We start from the raw sequence: 14224 nt of genomic DNA, 5'->3' as shown, positions 1-14224 counted from the left end.
GTGCGAGCGTGCTCGCCCTGACGGCCGGGGTCGCCTACGGCGTCTCGGGCTCTTCCGACGCGCCGGCCGATTCCACTCCGGTCGCCGACCGCGCGGCACCCGCGCCCGCCCCGTCGTCCCCCGCCTTGGCGTCCCCCACCAGGAGGAACGTGCCGAACGGCAAGCCCAAGGCGTCCAAGAATGCCCAGCGCTCGACCGTCGCGAAGAAGCCCGCGAAGCGTACAACGAAGCGTCCGGCGAAGAAGAGGCGGACGACCACACCGGTGCCACGTTCCACGACGCCCGGCGGTGGCACGCTCGCCCAGCAGGTCGTCTCCCTGACGAACGCCGAGCGCGCCAAGAACGGCTGCGGGGCCCTGACGGTCGACTCCCAACTCCAGGCCGCCGCGCAGGGCCACTCCGACGACATGGTCGCCCGCAACTTCTTCGACCACACCAACCCCAGCGGCAAGAACCCCGGCGACCGGATCACCGCCGCCGGCTACCGCTGGTCCACCTACGGCGAGAACATCGCCTACGGGCAGCGGACGCCCGCCGCCGTCATGTCCGCGTGGATGAACAGCTCCGGGCACCGGGCCAACATCCTGAACTGCCGGTTCAAGAACATCGGCGTGGGCGTCACGCTCAAGTCCGGGACGCCGTACTGGACGCAGAACTTCGGCACCCGCTGAGGTGCGCGGGCGTGCGCGCCGGGGCCGTCACAGGCTGGCCCCGGCGCGCACGCCTCACTGCGGGGAGGCGAATCACTGCGGCGGGCACGCCTCACTGCGGGGAGGCGAAGTCCTGCGTCCACCAGGGGCCGCCGGCGCCGGACACGAAGCCCACGCCGATCTCGGTGTAATCGCAGTTCAGGATGTTGGCGCGGTGGTAGGTGCTCGTCATCCAGCTCGACACCGCCGAGGACGGCGTGGCGGCGCCCTGCTGGATGTTCTCCGCCCAGGCCCGCCACCGGTATCCGGCGGCGGTGATGCGGGCGCCCGGGTCCTGCCCGCTCGCGCCGTCGTGGGAGAGCACGCGGCGGGCGGCCATGTCGGCGGAGTGCTTCTGGGCCGCCCTCGTCAGCATCGGATTTTCGCGCAGGGGGCGGCAGCCGTGCCGCGCTCGCTGGATGTTGGCGAGCCGGATGACCTGCCGTCCCGGACTGAGCGGCGGCTTGGACGTCTTGCGCGGCTTGGGCGAACGGCGGGTCCTGGACGGTGTGGGCGACGGGTCGGGGGAGACCGGCGTCGCGCTCGGGGTGGCGACGGGCGTGCTCGGGGGAGCGGCGGACGGACGCTGCTCGTCGCCGGGCATGGCGAAGAACCAGACGGCCACGGCGACCGCCGCGACCACGGACGTCCCGGCGATCACCGCATTGCGGGCGCCGTGCGACGCGTGCAGGGCGACGTCCGCGCCCGACAGCTTGAACCCCGCCAGTTCGGCCGCCGAAAGATGGGCCGGGGGCGGGACGAGGACCATGCCCGCGAGCAGCACCTCGGCCGGGGCGAGCCTGTGCCGGTGCGCGCGGCAGGCGTCGCAACCGCGCGCGTGCCGCGCGATCCGCTTGCGCCACACGGGCGTGGGCCGTCCATTCCACGAGGACGTCAGCTCGGCGAGTCCCGGGCACGGCGGCGTCGCCGCGAGCGCGCGGACCACCAGCCGCCCCGTCTCCAGTTGCTCCTTCATCCGGTTCACGCGCACGGCCGCGTGCCGCCGCTTCACGTCCAGGGCGGCGGCGAGTTCGGCGCGGGTCAGCTCGCCCGAAACCTCTAACCACCACAGCGAGAGCAGGTCCCGGTCGGCCGGGTCCAGCCACCGGGTGGCCTCGGCGATCTCCTTGCGCTGTCCGGACAGCCCGAGCCGGACGATGGTGATCTCGACGAAGTCGCCGTCCGGATCGGGGATCTCGTGCGCCGCGTCCAGGCCGACGGCGGGACGTCTCCGGTTCGCCGACCAGCGCCGCCGCACCTGGTTCATCGCGATCGCCACGAGCCAGGACCGGAACCGCGACGGGTCGCGCAGGCCGCCGAGGCCGTTCAGCATCCGCAGCATGGTGTCCTGGACGACGTCGTCCACGTCCGCGTGGCCGTCCAGCGCCCGGCCGACGACGTTGTACACCAGGGGCAGGCAGCCCGACACCAGCCGTTCCCTCGCCGCCGCGTCCCCCGCCTGCGCCGCCGCGACCAGCCGCTCCTCGCCGCCGTCCATCCGCATCCCTTCGCCCCACCGGACCGAACCGCTCGGCCACGTCAGAAGAGACCCCGCCGCCCTCCCGTCGATTACAGGAAAAAGCGATTACAGGAAAAAGTAGGACATGCTCAGGCGGGCGGGTGGTCACCCCCGGGCCTACGGCCCGCCGGTCGTCTGGAGACGGCCGAGTTGGTGCCGGACGAGCGCGTCGGCCTCCTCGGCGGTGATCTGTCCCAGCAGGAGTTGGGTGGCGAGCCCCTGGACGAGCGCGACGAGGAGCAGGGCTTCGCGCTCGGCATCGTCGCCGGACGGTGACGCCCCCTGGAGCGTCTCCGCCACGGCGGACACGATCAGCTCGTGCCCCTGGCGGTGGCGGGCGGACGACTCCGGGTGGCGCAGGGTGTGGTGGAAGAAGGCGGCACCGACCAGGGCGGTCGCGCGGCGCTCCTCGTCCACCGGAAGGAGGGCCATGAGCAGCGCGTGGAGCGTGGCCGTCGCGTTCGCGGTATCGGGAACGCGCCCGATCGCGTCCCGGACGTGCCGGTCGATCCGATCGCGAAGAGCTGCGGCGGCCGCGGCGAGGAGATCGTCCTTGCCCGGGAAGTAGTGCTGGATCCGGCCGACGGACGTCCCGGCCTCGGCGGCGACCGCGCTCATCGTCACGGCCGCCGGCCCTGCTTCCGCCGCGATCCGCCACACGGCCTCGGCGAACTCCGCCCGCCGCCGGTCGTGGTCAACCCGCCTTGGCATGCGCGCCTCCTTTTGCAATACGATCATATTGCCAACGAGGGGGTGCGCCATGCCAGACCGGATCGGCCGGTTCAAGTCTCCGGACGCGGAGCGACGCTTTCGGGCCACCTACGCGGAGGGCATGCGGCGCCTGCCGTCCCCGGTCGAGACCCACGACGTGCGCACGGCGTTCGGTGAGGTTCGCGCGTACCGGTTCGGTTCCGCCCCCGGCTTGCCGCTCGTGCTCCTGCACGGCGCCAACGGGACGACGGTTTCCTGGGAGCCCAACATCGAGCCGCTCGCGCGGCGGCGCACCGTCCTCTCCATCGACCTTCTGGGCGAACCAGGCGCCAGCACCCAGACGGCCCCCATCCGCAGCGCAGACGACCAGGCCGCATGGCTGGACCAGACACTGGAGGGCCTCGGCCTGGCCCGCGCTCACCTGGCCGGTGTCTCGATGGGTGGTTGGACGGCCTGCAACCTGGCCGTCCGCCGTCCTGAGAGGGTGGCCTCGGCGACCCTGCTCGACCCCATCAACACGCTTGCCCGCATGCCGCTCGGCCTGATCCTGCGCACGATCCCCACCCTGGTCCCAGGCTTGTCGCGGCGGGCGACGCCCCGCTTCCTGCGCTACATCGACGGCCAGGGCGCGGACCCGCTCGCGGACCCGGTCGGCCGCGTCATCGACGCCGCGATGCGCGGATACCGCAAGGCGACACCGCAACCGGCGCTGTTCAAGGACGCCCAACTTCGCTCACTGAGCATGCCGATTCTCGCCATCGTCGCCGGCCGCAGCGTCATCCATGAACCCACCACCGCCCGCGACCGAGCCCAGCGACTGATTCCTCACGTCCGGGCAGAGCTGTGGCCGGACGCCACGCACGCCATCTCGGGCCAATGCGCCGACCGCGTGAACGAGCGCGTCCTGCAATTCACCGAAGAGGCCGACTCACACCAATGAGGCGTCGCGTGGCCTAGGACCTGCTGCGATGCGCGTGATGGACTCTTGGACCATCTCCAGCGCCGCTGCTCGTTCCTGGTCGACCATGTGGGCCGGTCCATACGTGATGACGGGGTCGAGCACCTGGTAGCCGACGAATTCCAGCATTCCGCGATGGATGTGGAAGAGGAAGTCGTCCATGGAGCCGAAGATGCCAGGCTGGAACATCTCGCTAGGCCCGCCGGTCGTGAACAACAGCATCGCTCGTTTTCCTGCGAGCGCCGCGTCGCCGAAGAGGCCGTAGTCCCCTCCGAAGACCGCGCCCATGGCGAAGACCCGGTCCACCCACCCCTTGAGGATGGCGGGCAGCGAGAACCACCAGAGCGGAAACGACAGCACCAGCAGGTCGGCGTCCAGCAGCCGGTCAAGGTGGGCCTGGACGGTCGCGTCGAGCGTCCCGTCCTTGACCGCGCGCATCTGCTCGGCCTGCGGCTTGAAGTAGCCCTCCGCCGATGCGAAGTCGTCGCGGGCGAGGGTCGGCGCCCAGGCGTCGGAGTAGAGATCGAGGACGTCGACGCGGTAACCGGCGTCGCGCAGGGCCTGGGCCGCGGTGGTCATCTGGGCGGTGCTGAACGAGTGGGGCTCGGGGTGAGCGTGGACGATCAGGGCGACGGGAGCAGCGTCCGAGGTCGACATGAGAAAATCATATCGACATATCGCGATTCGTCAATCAGATGGTGACGGTGACCGCCTCCGCCAGTCGCGCCAGCCGCTCCTCGTCCCGCCGGTAGTGGGTCCACTTGCCCACCCGGGTGGGACGCACGAGCCCGGCCCGTTCGAGCGTGCTCATGTAGCTGGAGACGGTCGACTGGGCGAGCCCCGCCTTGGCCTGGATGTGCGTGACGCACACGCCGACCTCCCGGCGGTCCGCGATCGGCTCCCACTCGCCGAAGTGCCGCTCGGGGTCCTTCAGCCACTGCATGATCTGCAGACGGGCGGGGTTGCCGAGGGCCTTGAACACCTCGATCAGCTCCTCCGACCCCAACTCCGCCGCAGCGCCCATCAGCCGATCCCCTTCGTCCGGTCAAACCGACAGACCACGATATCTCGATATCCAAGCCATGCGAGTCCGTCGCTCCCGAAGGCCGGCCGCGCCGTCGCCTGAGGTCAGGCGAGGCGGTCGGCCTTGGTGAGGAGGTAGCGCTGCTCGACCTGGTTGTCGGTCAGGGCGGCCGCCTGGCGGTACAGGTCGGCGGCGGACGCATGCTCGCCGGTCATCTGCAGAAGATGGGCGCGGACGGCGCGTTCGCGCTGCCGGGTGAGGGGGTCCCGGTCCAGGTGGTGCCGGCTGTTGAGGTCGTCCAGGAGGGCCAGACCCCGGACCGGTCCGTACGCTTGGGCGACCGCCACCACGCGGCTGAGCATGATCGGCGCGGTCGGGGTGAGGCGTTCGAGCCAGAGATACAGCATCGCGATCTGCGGCCAGTCGGTCTCCTCCGGCGACGCGGCCGCCGCGTGCACGGCGGCGATGGCGGCCTGGAGCCGGTAGGGGCCCGCCGCGCCGCGATTCCAGACGCTGTCGATCAGCTCGGTGCCCTCGCGGATCAGGTCGGGGTCCCAGCGCGTGCGGTCCTGCTCGTCCAGCGGCACCAGTTCGTGGTCGGCGCCGGCGCGCGCATGTCGGCGGGAGTCGGTGAGCAGCATCAGCGCCAGCAGTCCCGCCGCCTCGGCGTCGCCGGGGAGCGATGCGTGGAGCATGCGGGTCAGCCGGATCGCCTCGCTGGTCAGATCGACGCGGGCGAGTTCCCGGCCCGCCGTGGCCGTGTAGCCCTCGTTGAAGATCAGGTAGAGCACCCGCATCACGGCGGCCATCCGGGCGTCCCGGTCGGCGTCGGTCGGGGGAGTGAAGCGGGCACCGGCGCCGGCCAGCCGCTGCTTGGCGCGGCTGATCCGCGTCCCCATGGTGGCCTCGGTCGTGCCGTGCGCGTGCGCGATCTCCGCGGTCGTCAGGCCGCCGACCGCGCGCAGCGTGAGCGCGACCTGGGACGTGGTGCTCAGCGCGGGGTGGCAGCACAGCATCAGCAGGGTGAGGCTGTCGTCGACCTCCTGCGGGGGACCGGCCTGGCGGGCCGGTTCCCGCAGGGCCGACTCGGACATCCCGGCCTCGTGCTCGCGCCGTCGCCGGGCCTGGTCGGAGCGGAGCAGATCGACCATCCGCCGGTAGCCGATCCTGATCAGCCAGCTGCGCGGGTCGCTCGGCACGCCGTGGACGGGCCAGTCCCCACTGGCGGCCAGCAGCGCCTCCTGGACGGCGTCCTCGGCGATGTCGAACCGGCCGAAGCGCCGCACCAGGGCGCCGAGCACCTGCGGCGCCTCCGTGCGCAGCAGACGTTCGACGTCGCCGTTCACCCCGTGAACTCCTCCCCCATGATCGGCCGGATCTCGATCGGCTCCCCGAGCACCTCGACGATCCGCGAGGCGATCTCCACGGCGCGTTCCCGGCCGGCGACGTCGATCACGGCGAAGCTGGCCAGAACCTCCTTGAGCTCGGCGAACGGCCCGTCGGTCGCGACCACGCCGTCCGGCGCCCTGCGGACCGTGACGCTGACCACCGGATGCCCGAGTCCTTCGGTGGTGACGAACTCGCCGGTCTCGGTCAGCTCCTGCTCGAACTTCTGGTACTCGGCGAACGCCGCGAGCGCCTCCTCCGACGGAGTGTCGGCCGTCGCGGCGTCCCAGGCGGCGGCCGGGGTGTAGCTGAGCAGCAGGTACTTCATGATGATTCTCCCCTTGGTTCCAGAGTGCGCGGGCCGGGTGACAGGTGTATAGCCAGGTCAGCCCTGGTGCATGTCCCGGCGCCGCAGAAACAGCGCGACGACGGTCGTCCAGGTGAAGGCGACCAGGCCGTTCAGGGCGATCTGCAGGCTCATGTGATCCGGTGACATGGGCACCAGCAGCACGAGCGCGACGGCGCCGTGCAGCACGGCCGGCCACACGGCCCGCCGACGCACGCACCGGACGGTCATCATGACGGCGGCGATGGCCAGGGCGGTGAAGGCGACCGCGGCCGCGACCGAATGCCCGACGCCGTGCCAGGACATCTGGTCGACGGGCCCCTCCGGGGTGCCGACCGGGAAGCCCTTCTCCGGATCCATCGGCAGCAGCCCGGCGGCGACCAGCCCGACCCCGAAGATCGCGACGAGGACCGGCACGGCCCGCCGGCCGATCCCCTCGGTGATCGTGTGCTTGAGGCCGACGGCCAGCGCGACGCCGCCCAGTCCCGCGAGCACGAACGTGACGATCTGGATCCAGCCGAGATCACCGGTGGCGAGCTGGCTGATCGGGTGCCGTCTGATGTCGAAGCCGTCCCGCAGGACCATCTGGGTGACGGCCGAGCCGAAGAACAGCGGCCCGGCGAGCGCGCCGGCCATCAGCGCGCGGGACGTGCGGCGGTCGGCGTGGGCCGAAGGGGCGGTGGCGGTGACCATGGGATTCCTCCTCATCGATGGGTCTCGCCGCTACCTCGGGACCACCGCCGGAATCTCGACACCGCCCTCAAGTGACCTACGTCACACAGGTGTCATGTCGGAACGGGTCAAGCCGTTCCGAGGTACCGGCGAACATCCACTACAGAGGAGGACGTGATGTCCGAGACCGCCCCGAACGAAACCCCCATGAACGAAACCCCCATGGACGAGCCCGAGCCGCCGAGCACCGAGGTGAAGGCCCTCGACCGCCTGGTCGGCACCTGGAAGGTCACCGGCGGAGCCGAAGGAACCGTGCGCTACGAGTGGATGCCCGGCCGCTACTTCCTGCTCCAGCACGTCGATCTCACCCAGTTCGGCGAGCCCGTCACAGGCATCGAGGTGATCGGCAACCTCCGCCCGTTCGGTGAGCCCGCCGGGGAGGACGTGATGTCGCGGTACTACGACTCGTTCGGAAACACCTTCGACTACGTCTACGAGCTGACCGGCGACCAGCTGACCATCTGGGGCGGCGCGAAGGGCAGCCCCGCCTACTTCAAGGGCACCTTCAGCGCCGACGGCGACTCCCTCGCCGGCGAGTGGGTCTACCCGGGCGGCGGCGGATACCAGTCCACCATGACCCGCATCTGACACACCCCACCCAGCGCCGTGGAGCGCCGGCCCGTCCAACGGGCCGGCGCTTTTCGCATACCGGGATAAAGAATCGCCGACCTCCTAGATGAGAACTGCTTTCACGGCAGCCTGTCCGGACTTGCCCGCTGCGGTGGGAGACGGACGGTCCCCGCTGCAAGGCCGCACAAGGCGGCAAGGCCAAGCGCCTGAAAACCAGAGAAGGGATTTCTCGCTATGAGTGAGATGCCCGACAGGCTCCGAGACGGCTTGCCGAAGCCGGTCGTACTGGAGACCAGCCGAAAGACCGCGGGCTGGGGTCTCTTCACACCCCACCCGGAACCCGTCCTGACGGTGCAGCCCGGTGCGTGCGTCACCATCAAGACCGTCAGCTGGGTCGGAGCGACCGTTCCCGAGGGACCGGTCGCCTACTTCGAGGCACTGGGGGTGCCTGCCGACCAGGTGTTGCCCGAACTGCTGGAAGTGGCCACGATTCCGCGCCCGGAAGGGTCCAGTTGCCACATCCTCACCGGGCCGATCAGCATCGAGGGCGCCGAACCGGACGACGTGCTGGAGGTCCGCGTCCTGGACGTCTCGCCGCGCGTTCCCTACGGCGTGCACATCACCGGCCCGGACTGCGGAGTCCTCGGCGATCTGCTGGAGAGGCGGTCCACCCGCCTGTTCCGGCTCGACCCCGAACAGCGCTTCTACCCCTTCGGGGGCGGCATCGAGATCCCCTTCAGGCCGTTCGCGGGGATCATGGCGGTCGCGCCACCGACTTCGGCCGGCACCGTGTCCGCCAACCCGCCCGACCGGTGGGGCGGCAACATGGACTTTCGCGACCTCGTCGCGGGTTCGACCCTCTACCTCCCGGTCTTCCAGCCGGGCGGCATGTTCTACACGGGCGACACCCACGGCGCACAGGGGCACGGCGAAGTCAGCCAGACCGCCATCGAGCACTCCATGGCGGTGACCGTCCAGTTCCTCGTGCACAAGGGCGGCGCCTTGAAGTTTCCGCGCGCGGAGGACGCCGATCACGTCTGGTGCATGGGGATCCACGAGGACCTCGACGAGGCCATGAGGATCGCCAACCGGGAGGTCGTCGACTACCTCATCGCCGTCATGGGGATGCGGGACGACGAGGCCTACAGGTTCTCGGGCCTCCTGGCGGACTTCAAGGTCGCCGAGGCGGTGAACGGCAACAAGGTCATCGTCGCCGAGGTCCACAAGGACCGGCTGCGCCCCCTACTGGGCGGAGCCGACCTTCCCGTTGTGGGCGGCGGACTGCACTAGTCCGCCGGCCCTTCCGTTCAGGACGGAGCCGCAGGTGCCGTCCTGGGGCAGGGAGCGCCGCTGTGTGACAGCGGCGACCACAACAACAAGGGTGAGTCACCCTGAGGTTCACTGAGCTGTAGCACCGTGGGCCTTTGCTTTAGCGCGTCCCGGCGGAAAGGCGGCATCGAGCCGCCCAACGCCGGGACGTTTCTCCTTCCAAGAGCACCTGTGAAGACCGCTCCCAGTTATCAGCGCGCCCAAGCCTTGCCTCAACCCCGCCCTTGGCGGGAGCCACCGCAACTGATTCTCCGCGTGGTGTCCTGCCCCTTGCGGTCAGGGTGGTGTCCGGCCATAGAAGGCGTCGACCTTGGTCTGGACCTCGTCGGACGGCGGGTCGAGGACGCAGCGTCCTCCGAGCTCGACGAGTTCTTCGTCCACAGGCTGGGTGAGGATGAGCGAGTGGTGGCGGCCGTGCAGGACTTCGAGCGGGCGAGCCAGCTTCAGGGTCAGCAGCATGGAGGCGCTACCGCACGCCTCGTCCTCGCCCTTGCCGATGCGCGGCGCCCAAAGCCGGGCGCGGACCCGGCCCGCGGGTTCGTCCATCCAGGCCCAGACCTGGGTGAAGTCCTCCCCGGCGGGCAGCCCGGTCAGCGCGTCGATCTCCTCGGCGTCGTCCATCTGGTAGTGCCGCCAGGGCTTGGACCACGACGCCGGGGCGGTCAGCCAGACGGTGCCATCGGAATCGCGGCGGCATGAGACGCGGCCTGCTTCAGGGGTGATGGCGGCGACGTGGAAGCCGAGGTGGTGCAGGACCTCGACCGTGGCGAGCGAGGGATGACCGCCGAAGCGAATGGGCGACCCATAGTTGCTGTGGATGCTCACCCGGCCCTCGGCGGCGTCGTGGACGAACACGGTGGCGGGAACCGCGAGATCGTCCGCGAGGTCCTGACGCTGCTGGGACGTCGCCGTCGCGCCCTCCGGCTCGACCACGACCAACGCGGGATTTCCGTGAGCCCCTTCAGAGTTCACGAACGCCCGCGCCAGCATGCACGTTGTCATGAAACGGCAACGTAGCAGGCACTCCACCGACTACCACGCGCCAGGTGACACAGGGCGTCGCAGCTCCCAGCAGAACCGATGGCACAGTGCGTCCCCGGCCTGATCGCGCAATATCTCCCTATCTTCTGGTTCGCACGTGTTGCAGGGGAGAGGCAGGGGCAGGGCGACATGGCTATCCCGCCCCGCGAGGCCTAAAGGGCCGCCGGTGGACGCCCAAGGTCGCCGAGAGAGTCCTTGAGCCGTTCTCGGGCCGCTTCAAGACGAGCGGTGCAGTCAGGCATGAAGATCTCAGCCAGCGACTATCCAACGTTCCGGAGATCTGAAGGATCGGCGACCACACTGCTCGGTCTTCGTTCACCAGCCTGTCGAACTGCTCATTGGCCTCCATCCGGTCGAGCCGGTCGGAGAGCACCAACGCCTGATCACGCGTGAGCCTGATGGTGAAGTCGTCCTCGGACACAGGTTCATACATCACATCCATGTCGTCAGACGTCGCTACGTCCGGGGCTGCTGGGAGGAGGCTGCGGGAGCCGACCAACGATCGGCCCGCCGGCAGGCAAACGCAGGCGCCCAGGGCGCGAATCGGATTTCGGTCCCATCGGACTCCGACTATCGCGGTGGTGACAGTAATCAGGCTTGGTATCGGCGGGTGCTCGACCGCCAGTTCGATAAACTCTGTGTATGTGTTCGGTCACGGATATGGATCTAGGTGAGGCGTCCACCACGGAACTGGTGAACGCCCTCGCCGCGATCGCCTCCGAACTGGCCGCACGCACCGCTCCGGAGTCTGCCGCGGAGTGCATGGAGTTGGCCGAGACGTTAGCGGCCGCCTCCGACGTCCAGGAGAGTGCGCTGGTCGGGTTCATCGCCCGGGTCGACGAGAGCGGTGAGCTGCGCCGCTGGGGCTTCCCTTCCGCCCAGGCGTGGCTGAGGTCACGGCTGGGTATGCGCGATCAGCGCGCCAAAGAACGCATCACCCTGGCCCGGCACCTCCACCGGCTGCCCGCGGTCACCGAGCTGCTGGCCAGAGGCGAGTTGTCCTACGGCTATGCCACGACCGTCGCCGACGCTGTCGCCCGTCTCGACGATGACGACTGCGCCAAGGCCGAGATCCTGCTGCTGGACATGGTCGGCCAGGGCTTCTCACCCGGCAAGGTCGCCGCGTTCGGTCGCCGCATCCGCGAGGTCATCACCGAACGCGACGGACACGACCAGGCCCCCCCAGGACGCGCAGCGCGGGTATGAGCGGTCCTGGATCACCACCACCCGCTCCCTGGATGGTGGCCGCTACATCAACGGCTGGCTCAACCCCGAAGACACCGCCATCTGGGACGGCACCCTGGCCCCCCTCGCCAAACCGACCAAACCGACCAAACCGACCGGACCGACCGGACCGGCTGGACCGACCGGGCTCGACGACCCTCGCGACCTGCCAGAGCGGACCGCCGCCGCACTGACCGCTGTTCTGTCGGGCGGGCACAAGGCCACCAAGGTCACCCTCATCTGCGACCTGGACACCCTCACCGGCAGCCACACCCCCGCCCGCCTCACCGACGGCACCCCCATCCCCGCACCACAAGCCCGCCGCATCGCCCTCTCAGCCGGAGTGTCACCCCTCCTGCTCGCAGGCGGCCACACCCCCCTCTACCTGGGCCACAAGGTCCGCTTCGCCACCACCGCCCAACGCCAGGTCCTGGAAACCCTCTACCCGACCTGCGCAGTCCAGGGCTGCGAGGTCCCCGGGACGCTCTGCGAAGTCGACCACATCAACGGATGGGCCCTGGGCAACAGCCCCACCGACATCGACAAACTCGCCCTGTGCTGCGGATGGCACAACCGCTACAAACACACCAACCCCCACCAAATCCACATCACCCACAACCCCACCACCGGCCGTTTCACCTACCGCCTCCTCCCACCACCCCACACACGAACTACCGACCCACCAACAGCCAGCCCGCAAACAGTCGATCCACGAACCGTCGATCCACGAACCGCTGGCACAGAGATGGCCGGCCCAGGAACAGCCAACTCACCAATGGTCGACTCCTTGACGACCGCCCCACCGACGACCGCCCCACCCGCATCCGACCCGCCAACAGGTGACCGGCGAGCAGTCGTCCCGCGAGCAGGTGACCCGCGGACGGTCGTCTCGCCTGCAGGTGGCCCGCCTGCAGGTGACCCGCAGATAGTCGAGTCGCATGTGGTCGAAACGCGAGCAGGTGACCCGCCAACAGCTGTGCCGGGAGGAGGTGGCGTGTCCACGACCCTCAAAAGCGCCGCATAGAACTTGCGTGGAAATCTGGCAAGGTGCGCCGTCAAGGCATCGACTGGTGCCGGAGATCTAGACTGACGCCAGTTGATCAGTGGCCCCACTCACATGCTGGAGTTCAAGGTCCGCCCGGTGCTGCTGACCGGCTTGGCCGGGCTGTGCTGGCAGTCAGATTCACCTGAGCCAGCGCAAAGGGGTCCTTGCGGTCGTCCACACGAGCCCCGATCGTCACCACCGGGCATAGCCTGCGCGTTCACGCGGCTGAAGAGTTGGGCGCGAAGCTCGCGGGAGAGGGGGCTCCCGGCGTGGGTGCCTTTCTGCCTCAGATGCCGGACTTTTCGGCGAGACCGACGAAGGCCAGGAAGCGCCCGACCTTGCGCGCGTTCCGACCCTGCCGAGCTTCACACTCTGGGAATCAGCCTGGGGATGGCGGGACGAGACGCTTTCGGAGGGAGTCGAGCGTGACTCTGCCGATGTCGGTATCCACCGCCCAGAAAGTCCATCCGTTTTCGGAACCCTTGGTGACGTAGTCCGCCGCGCCCGAGGGGCTGGCGAAGAGGCGCCCGTCGTACTCGATGCGGCCGTCAGGCAAGACGGTTGCCTCTGCTGGACGAGCGGGGCTGGTGGAGACGATCTTCGCTTGTGCTTCGAGCAGGCCGGCGGCAAGGAGGTCTCGCACTGTGCCATGGATCTTTCGCCTGAGTCTCTTATTGCTACCGCTCGATACGCGCGGCGGCGGGAGAGTCGGTTCGAGCTTCGCGCTGGCCACCGAGGCGTCATGACCGAGGAGGCGCAGCACGCGGACGAACGGCATGACACAGGATTCGAGCATCTGGCGATCGTGTGGCGGGAGTGTTTCGTCTACCGGACGGCGAATGTTGTGGAGGCGGGCGTTCGAGGCGGCGTCGAGGAGGTCGTACAGGCGTCCTTCCAGCCATCCGACTTGGGCCGAGTGGAAGCCGTACCTGGTGTCCCTGCGGACGAGGACGGCGCGCGACCAGTGGTCTTTTTGGCTGAGGTGGGTCGACAGGCGAGATCTGATGCCCGCAGGGGCCTTGCCCACGTAGACGCCCCAGGTGCCGTCGGAGGCGGTGGGGTCGAGGAGTGCGTAGACGCCGGCCACGTCCCAGTCGGAGCCGATGGTTCTGGCCCCAGCGCGTTCCACGATGGCCATACGCAGGGCGACGTGATCGATGTAGACCTCGATCGGCTCCTGGGCCGATCCGGGGATGACCACGTTCGTCGCCAGGCTGTCGACTGCGCCGATCTCCAAGATTCCCTCCCGACTCCTCAGGCATCGTAAGGCCGGCTGCCGCGTGTGTAGTGCAGTTGAATACTCCCGAACGCCCAAGAAGCCCGGAAGCTATGGGTGTATGCCCAAGAGTCCCGTCGTCTAGCCGAGTGGCATACGCGCGCGTCACCCCACCGCCGGGAAGAATGGGGGCGAAGCAGATATCCCGCAACGTTCGTCGCAATGCTCGGGGTGCGGGATGATGAGACACGGCCCACTCGTTCGGGGAGCTGGCACGGCGTTCGCGGAACTTCGATTTCCTGCTGCGCCATGAGCCGCTTCTGGTGGTGGACGGTGCGGCGGCCGAGACCTATATCTACAGCGACCCCGACGCGGCCACGGGCAAGGCGCTCTGAGTAGGACGGTCAAGGCTTGTGCGTGGCTTCGCCACGCGT

The 14224-nt window shown here is 69.2% G+C and carries 16 protein-coding genes; 6 read left to right on the top strand and 10 right to left on the bottom strand.

Annotated features, from left to right (window positions below):
• Positions 1–34: 34 nt before the first annotated feature.
• Positions 35–277, bottom strand: a complete 243-nt coding sequence (locus BJY14_RS47250; protein WP_312879303.1) for a hypothetical protein — start codon at positions 275–277, stop codon at positions 35–37.
• Here BJY14_RS47250 and BJY14_RS18595 point away from each other — a divergent pair.
• Entirely contained in the window at positions 264–671 is a 408-nt protein-coding gene (locus BJY14_RS18595; RefSeq protein ID WP_258944300.1) for a CAP domain-containing protein, read from the top strand. The genes BJY14_RS47250 and BJY14_RS18595 overlap by 14 nt on opposite strands.
• A 91-nt stretch (positions 672–762) precedes the next feature.
• Here the strand turns inward: BJY14_RS18595 and BJY14_RS18590 are convergent, their stop codons facing one another.
• A complete protein-coding gene (locus tag BJY14_RS18590) occupies positions 763–2187 on the bottom strand; it encodes a sigma-70 family RNA polymerase sigma factor (protein WP_179844781.1) in 1425 nt (474 codons plus the stop codon).
• Positions 2188–2325: 138 nt separating this feature from the next.
• Positions 2326–2919: a TetR/AcrR family transcriptional regulator gene (locus tag BJY14_RS18585; protein WP_179844780.1), complete on the bottom strand. Its 594-nt coding sequence runs from the start codon at positions 2917–2919 to the stop codon at positions 2326–2328.
• Between the two features lie 49 nt (positions 2920–2968).
• On the opposite strand from BJY14_RS18585, the gene BJY14_RS18580 reads away from it, so the two are divergent.
• Positions 2969–3859 carry an alpha/beta fold hydrolase gene (locus BJY14_RS18580; RefSeq protein ID WP_179844779.1) on the top strand — a complete coding sequence of 297 codons (891 nt, stop codon included), beginning with the start codon at positions 2969–2971 and terminating at the stop codon, positions 3857–3859.
• Here BJY14_RS18580 and BJY14_RS18575 read toward each other — a convergent pair.
• The 5 genes from BJY14_RS18575 to BJY14_RS18555 all read right to left on the bottom strand — a co-directional run bounded on the left by BJY14_RS18575 (position 3848) and on the right by BJY14_RS18555 (position 7326).
• Complete coding sequence (locus BJY14_RS18575; RefSeq protein ID WP_179844778.1) at positions 3848–4534, bottom strand: NAD(P)H-dependent oxidoreductase; 687 nt, start codon at positions 4532–4534, stop codon at positions 3848–3850. The genes BJY14_RS18580 and BJY14_RS18575 overlap by 12 nt on opposite strands.
• A gap of 34 nt (positions 4535–4568) precedes the next feature.
• Positions 4569–4901: an ArsR/SmtB family transcription factor gene (locus BJY14_RS18570; RefSeq protein WP_179844777.1), complete on the bottom strand. Its 333-nt coding sequence runs from the start codon at positions 4899–4901 to the stop codon at positions 4569–4571.
• Between the two features lie 104 nt (positions 4902–5005).
• On the bottom strand, positions 5006–6247 hold the full coding sequence (locus BJY14_RS18565; RefSeq protein WP_179844776.1) for an RNA polymerase sigma factor: 1242 nt from the start codon (positions 6245–6247) through the stop codon (positions 5006–5008).
• Positions 6244–6615, bottom strand: coding sequence for a YciI family protein (locus BJY14_RS18560; protein WP_179844775.1), 372 nt, complete (start codon positions 6613–6615; stop codon positions 6244–6246). Before BJY14_RS18560 ends, BJY14_RS18565 begins: the two co-directional genes overlap by 4 nt.
• A 57-nt stretch (positions 6616–6672) precedes the next feature.
• On the bottom strand, positions 6673–7326 hold the full coding sequence (locus tag BJY14_RS18555; RefSeq protein WP_179844774.1) for a DUF998 domain-containing protein: 654 nt from the start codon (positions 7324–7326) through the stop codon (positions 6673–6675).
• A gap of 156 nt (positions 7327–7482) precedes the next feature.
• Between BJY14_RS18555 and BJY14_RS18550 the strand changes: the two genes are divergently transcribed.
• Together BJY14_RS18550 and BJY14_RS18545 are read left to right on the top strand one after the other, a co-directional pair.
• Positions 7483–7953 carry a hypothetical protein gene (locus tag BJY14_RS18550; RefSeq protein WP_179844773.1) on the top strand — a complete coding sequence of 157 codons (471 nt, stop codon included), beginning with the start codon at positions 7483–7485 and terminating at the stop codon, positions 7951–7953.
• Between the two features lie 216 nt (positions 7954–8169).
• On the top strand, positions 8170–9225 hold the full coding sequence (locus tag BJY14_RS18545) for an acetamidase/formamidase family protein (RefSeq protein WP_179844772.1): 1056 nt from the start codon (positions 8170–8172) through the stop codon (positions 9223–9225).
• A 315-nt stretch (positions 9226–9540) separates the two neighbouring features.
• Here BJY14_RS18545 and BJY14_RS18540 read toward each other — a convergent pair whose 3' ends face one another.
• The gene (locus BJY14_RS18540; protein WP_179844771.1) at positions 9541–10266 is read right to left on the bottom strand and encodes a PhzF family protein; all 726 of its coding nucleotides are present in this window, start codon (positions 10264–10266) and stop codon (positions 9541–9543) included.
• A gap of 732 nt (positions 10267–10998) precedes the next feature.
• Here BJY14_RS18540 and BJY14_RS45285 point away from each other — a divergent pair.
• Complete coding sequence (locus BJY14_RS45285) at positions 10999–11511, top strand: DUF222 domain-containing protein (RefSeq protein WP_312879302.1); 513 nt, start codon at positions 10999–11001, stop codon at positions 11509–11511.
• 10 nt (positions 11512–11521) lie between these two features.
• Complete coding sequence (locus tag BJY14_RS47735) at positions 11522–12553, top strand: HNH endonuclease signature motif containing protein (RefSeq protein WP_376770046.1); 1032 nt, start codon at positions 11522–11524, stop codon at positions 12551–12553.
• 400 nt (positions 12554–12953) lie between these two features.
• On the opposite strand, the gene BJY14_RS18530 is transcribed toward BJY14_RS47735, so the two are convergent.
• On the bottom strand, positions 12954–13811 hold the full coding sequence (locus tag BJY14_RS18530; RefSeq protein ID WP_179844769.1) for a restriction system modified-DNA reader domain-containing protein: 858 nt from the start codon (positions 13809–13811) through the stop codon (positions 12954–12956).
• Positions 13812–14224: the final 413 nt, after the last annotated feature.

Source organism: Actinomadura luteofluorescens (assembly GCF_013409365.1).
Taxonomy (GTDB): Bacteria; Actinomycetota; Actinomycetes; order Streptosporangiales; family Streptosporangiaceae; genus Spirillospora; species Spirillospora luteofluorescens.
The sequence above is the reverse complement of the archived record's forward strand: the minus strand, read 5'-3'. Positions and strand labels throughout refer to the sequence as shown.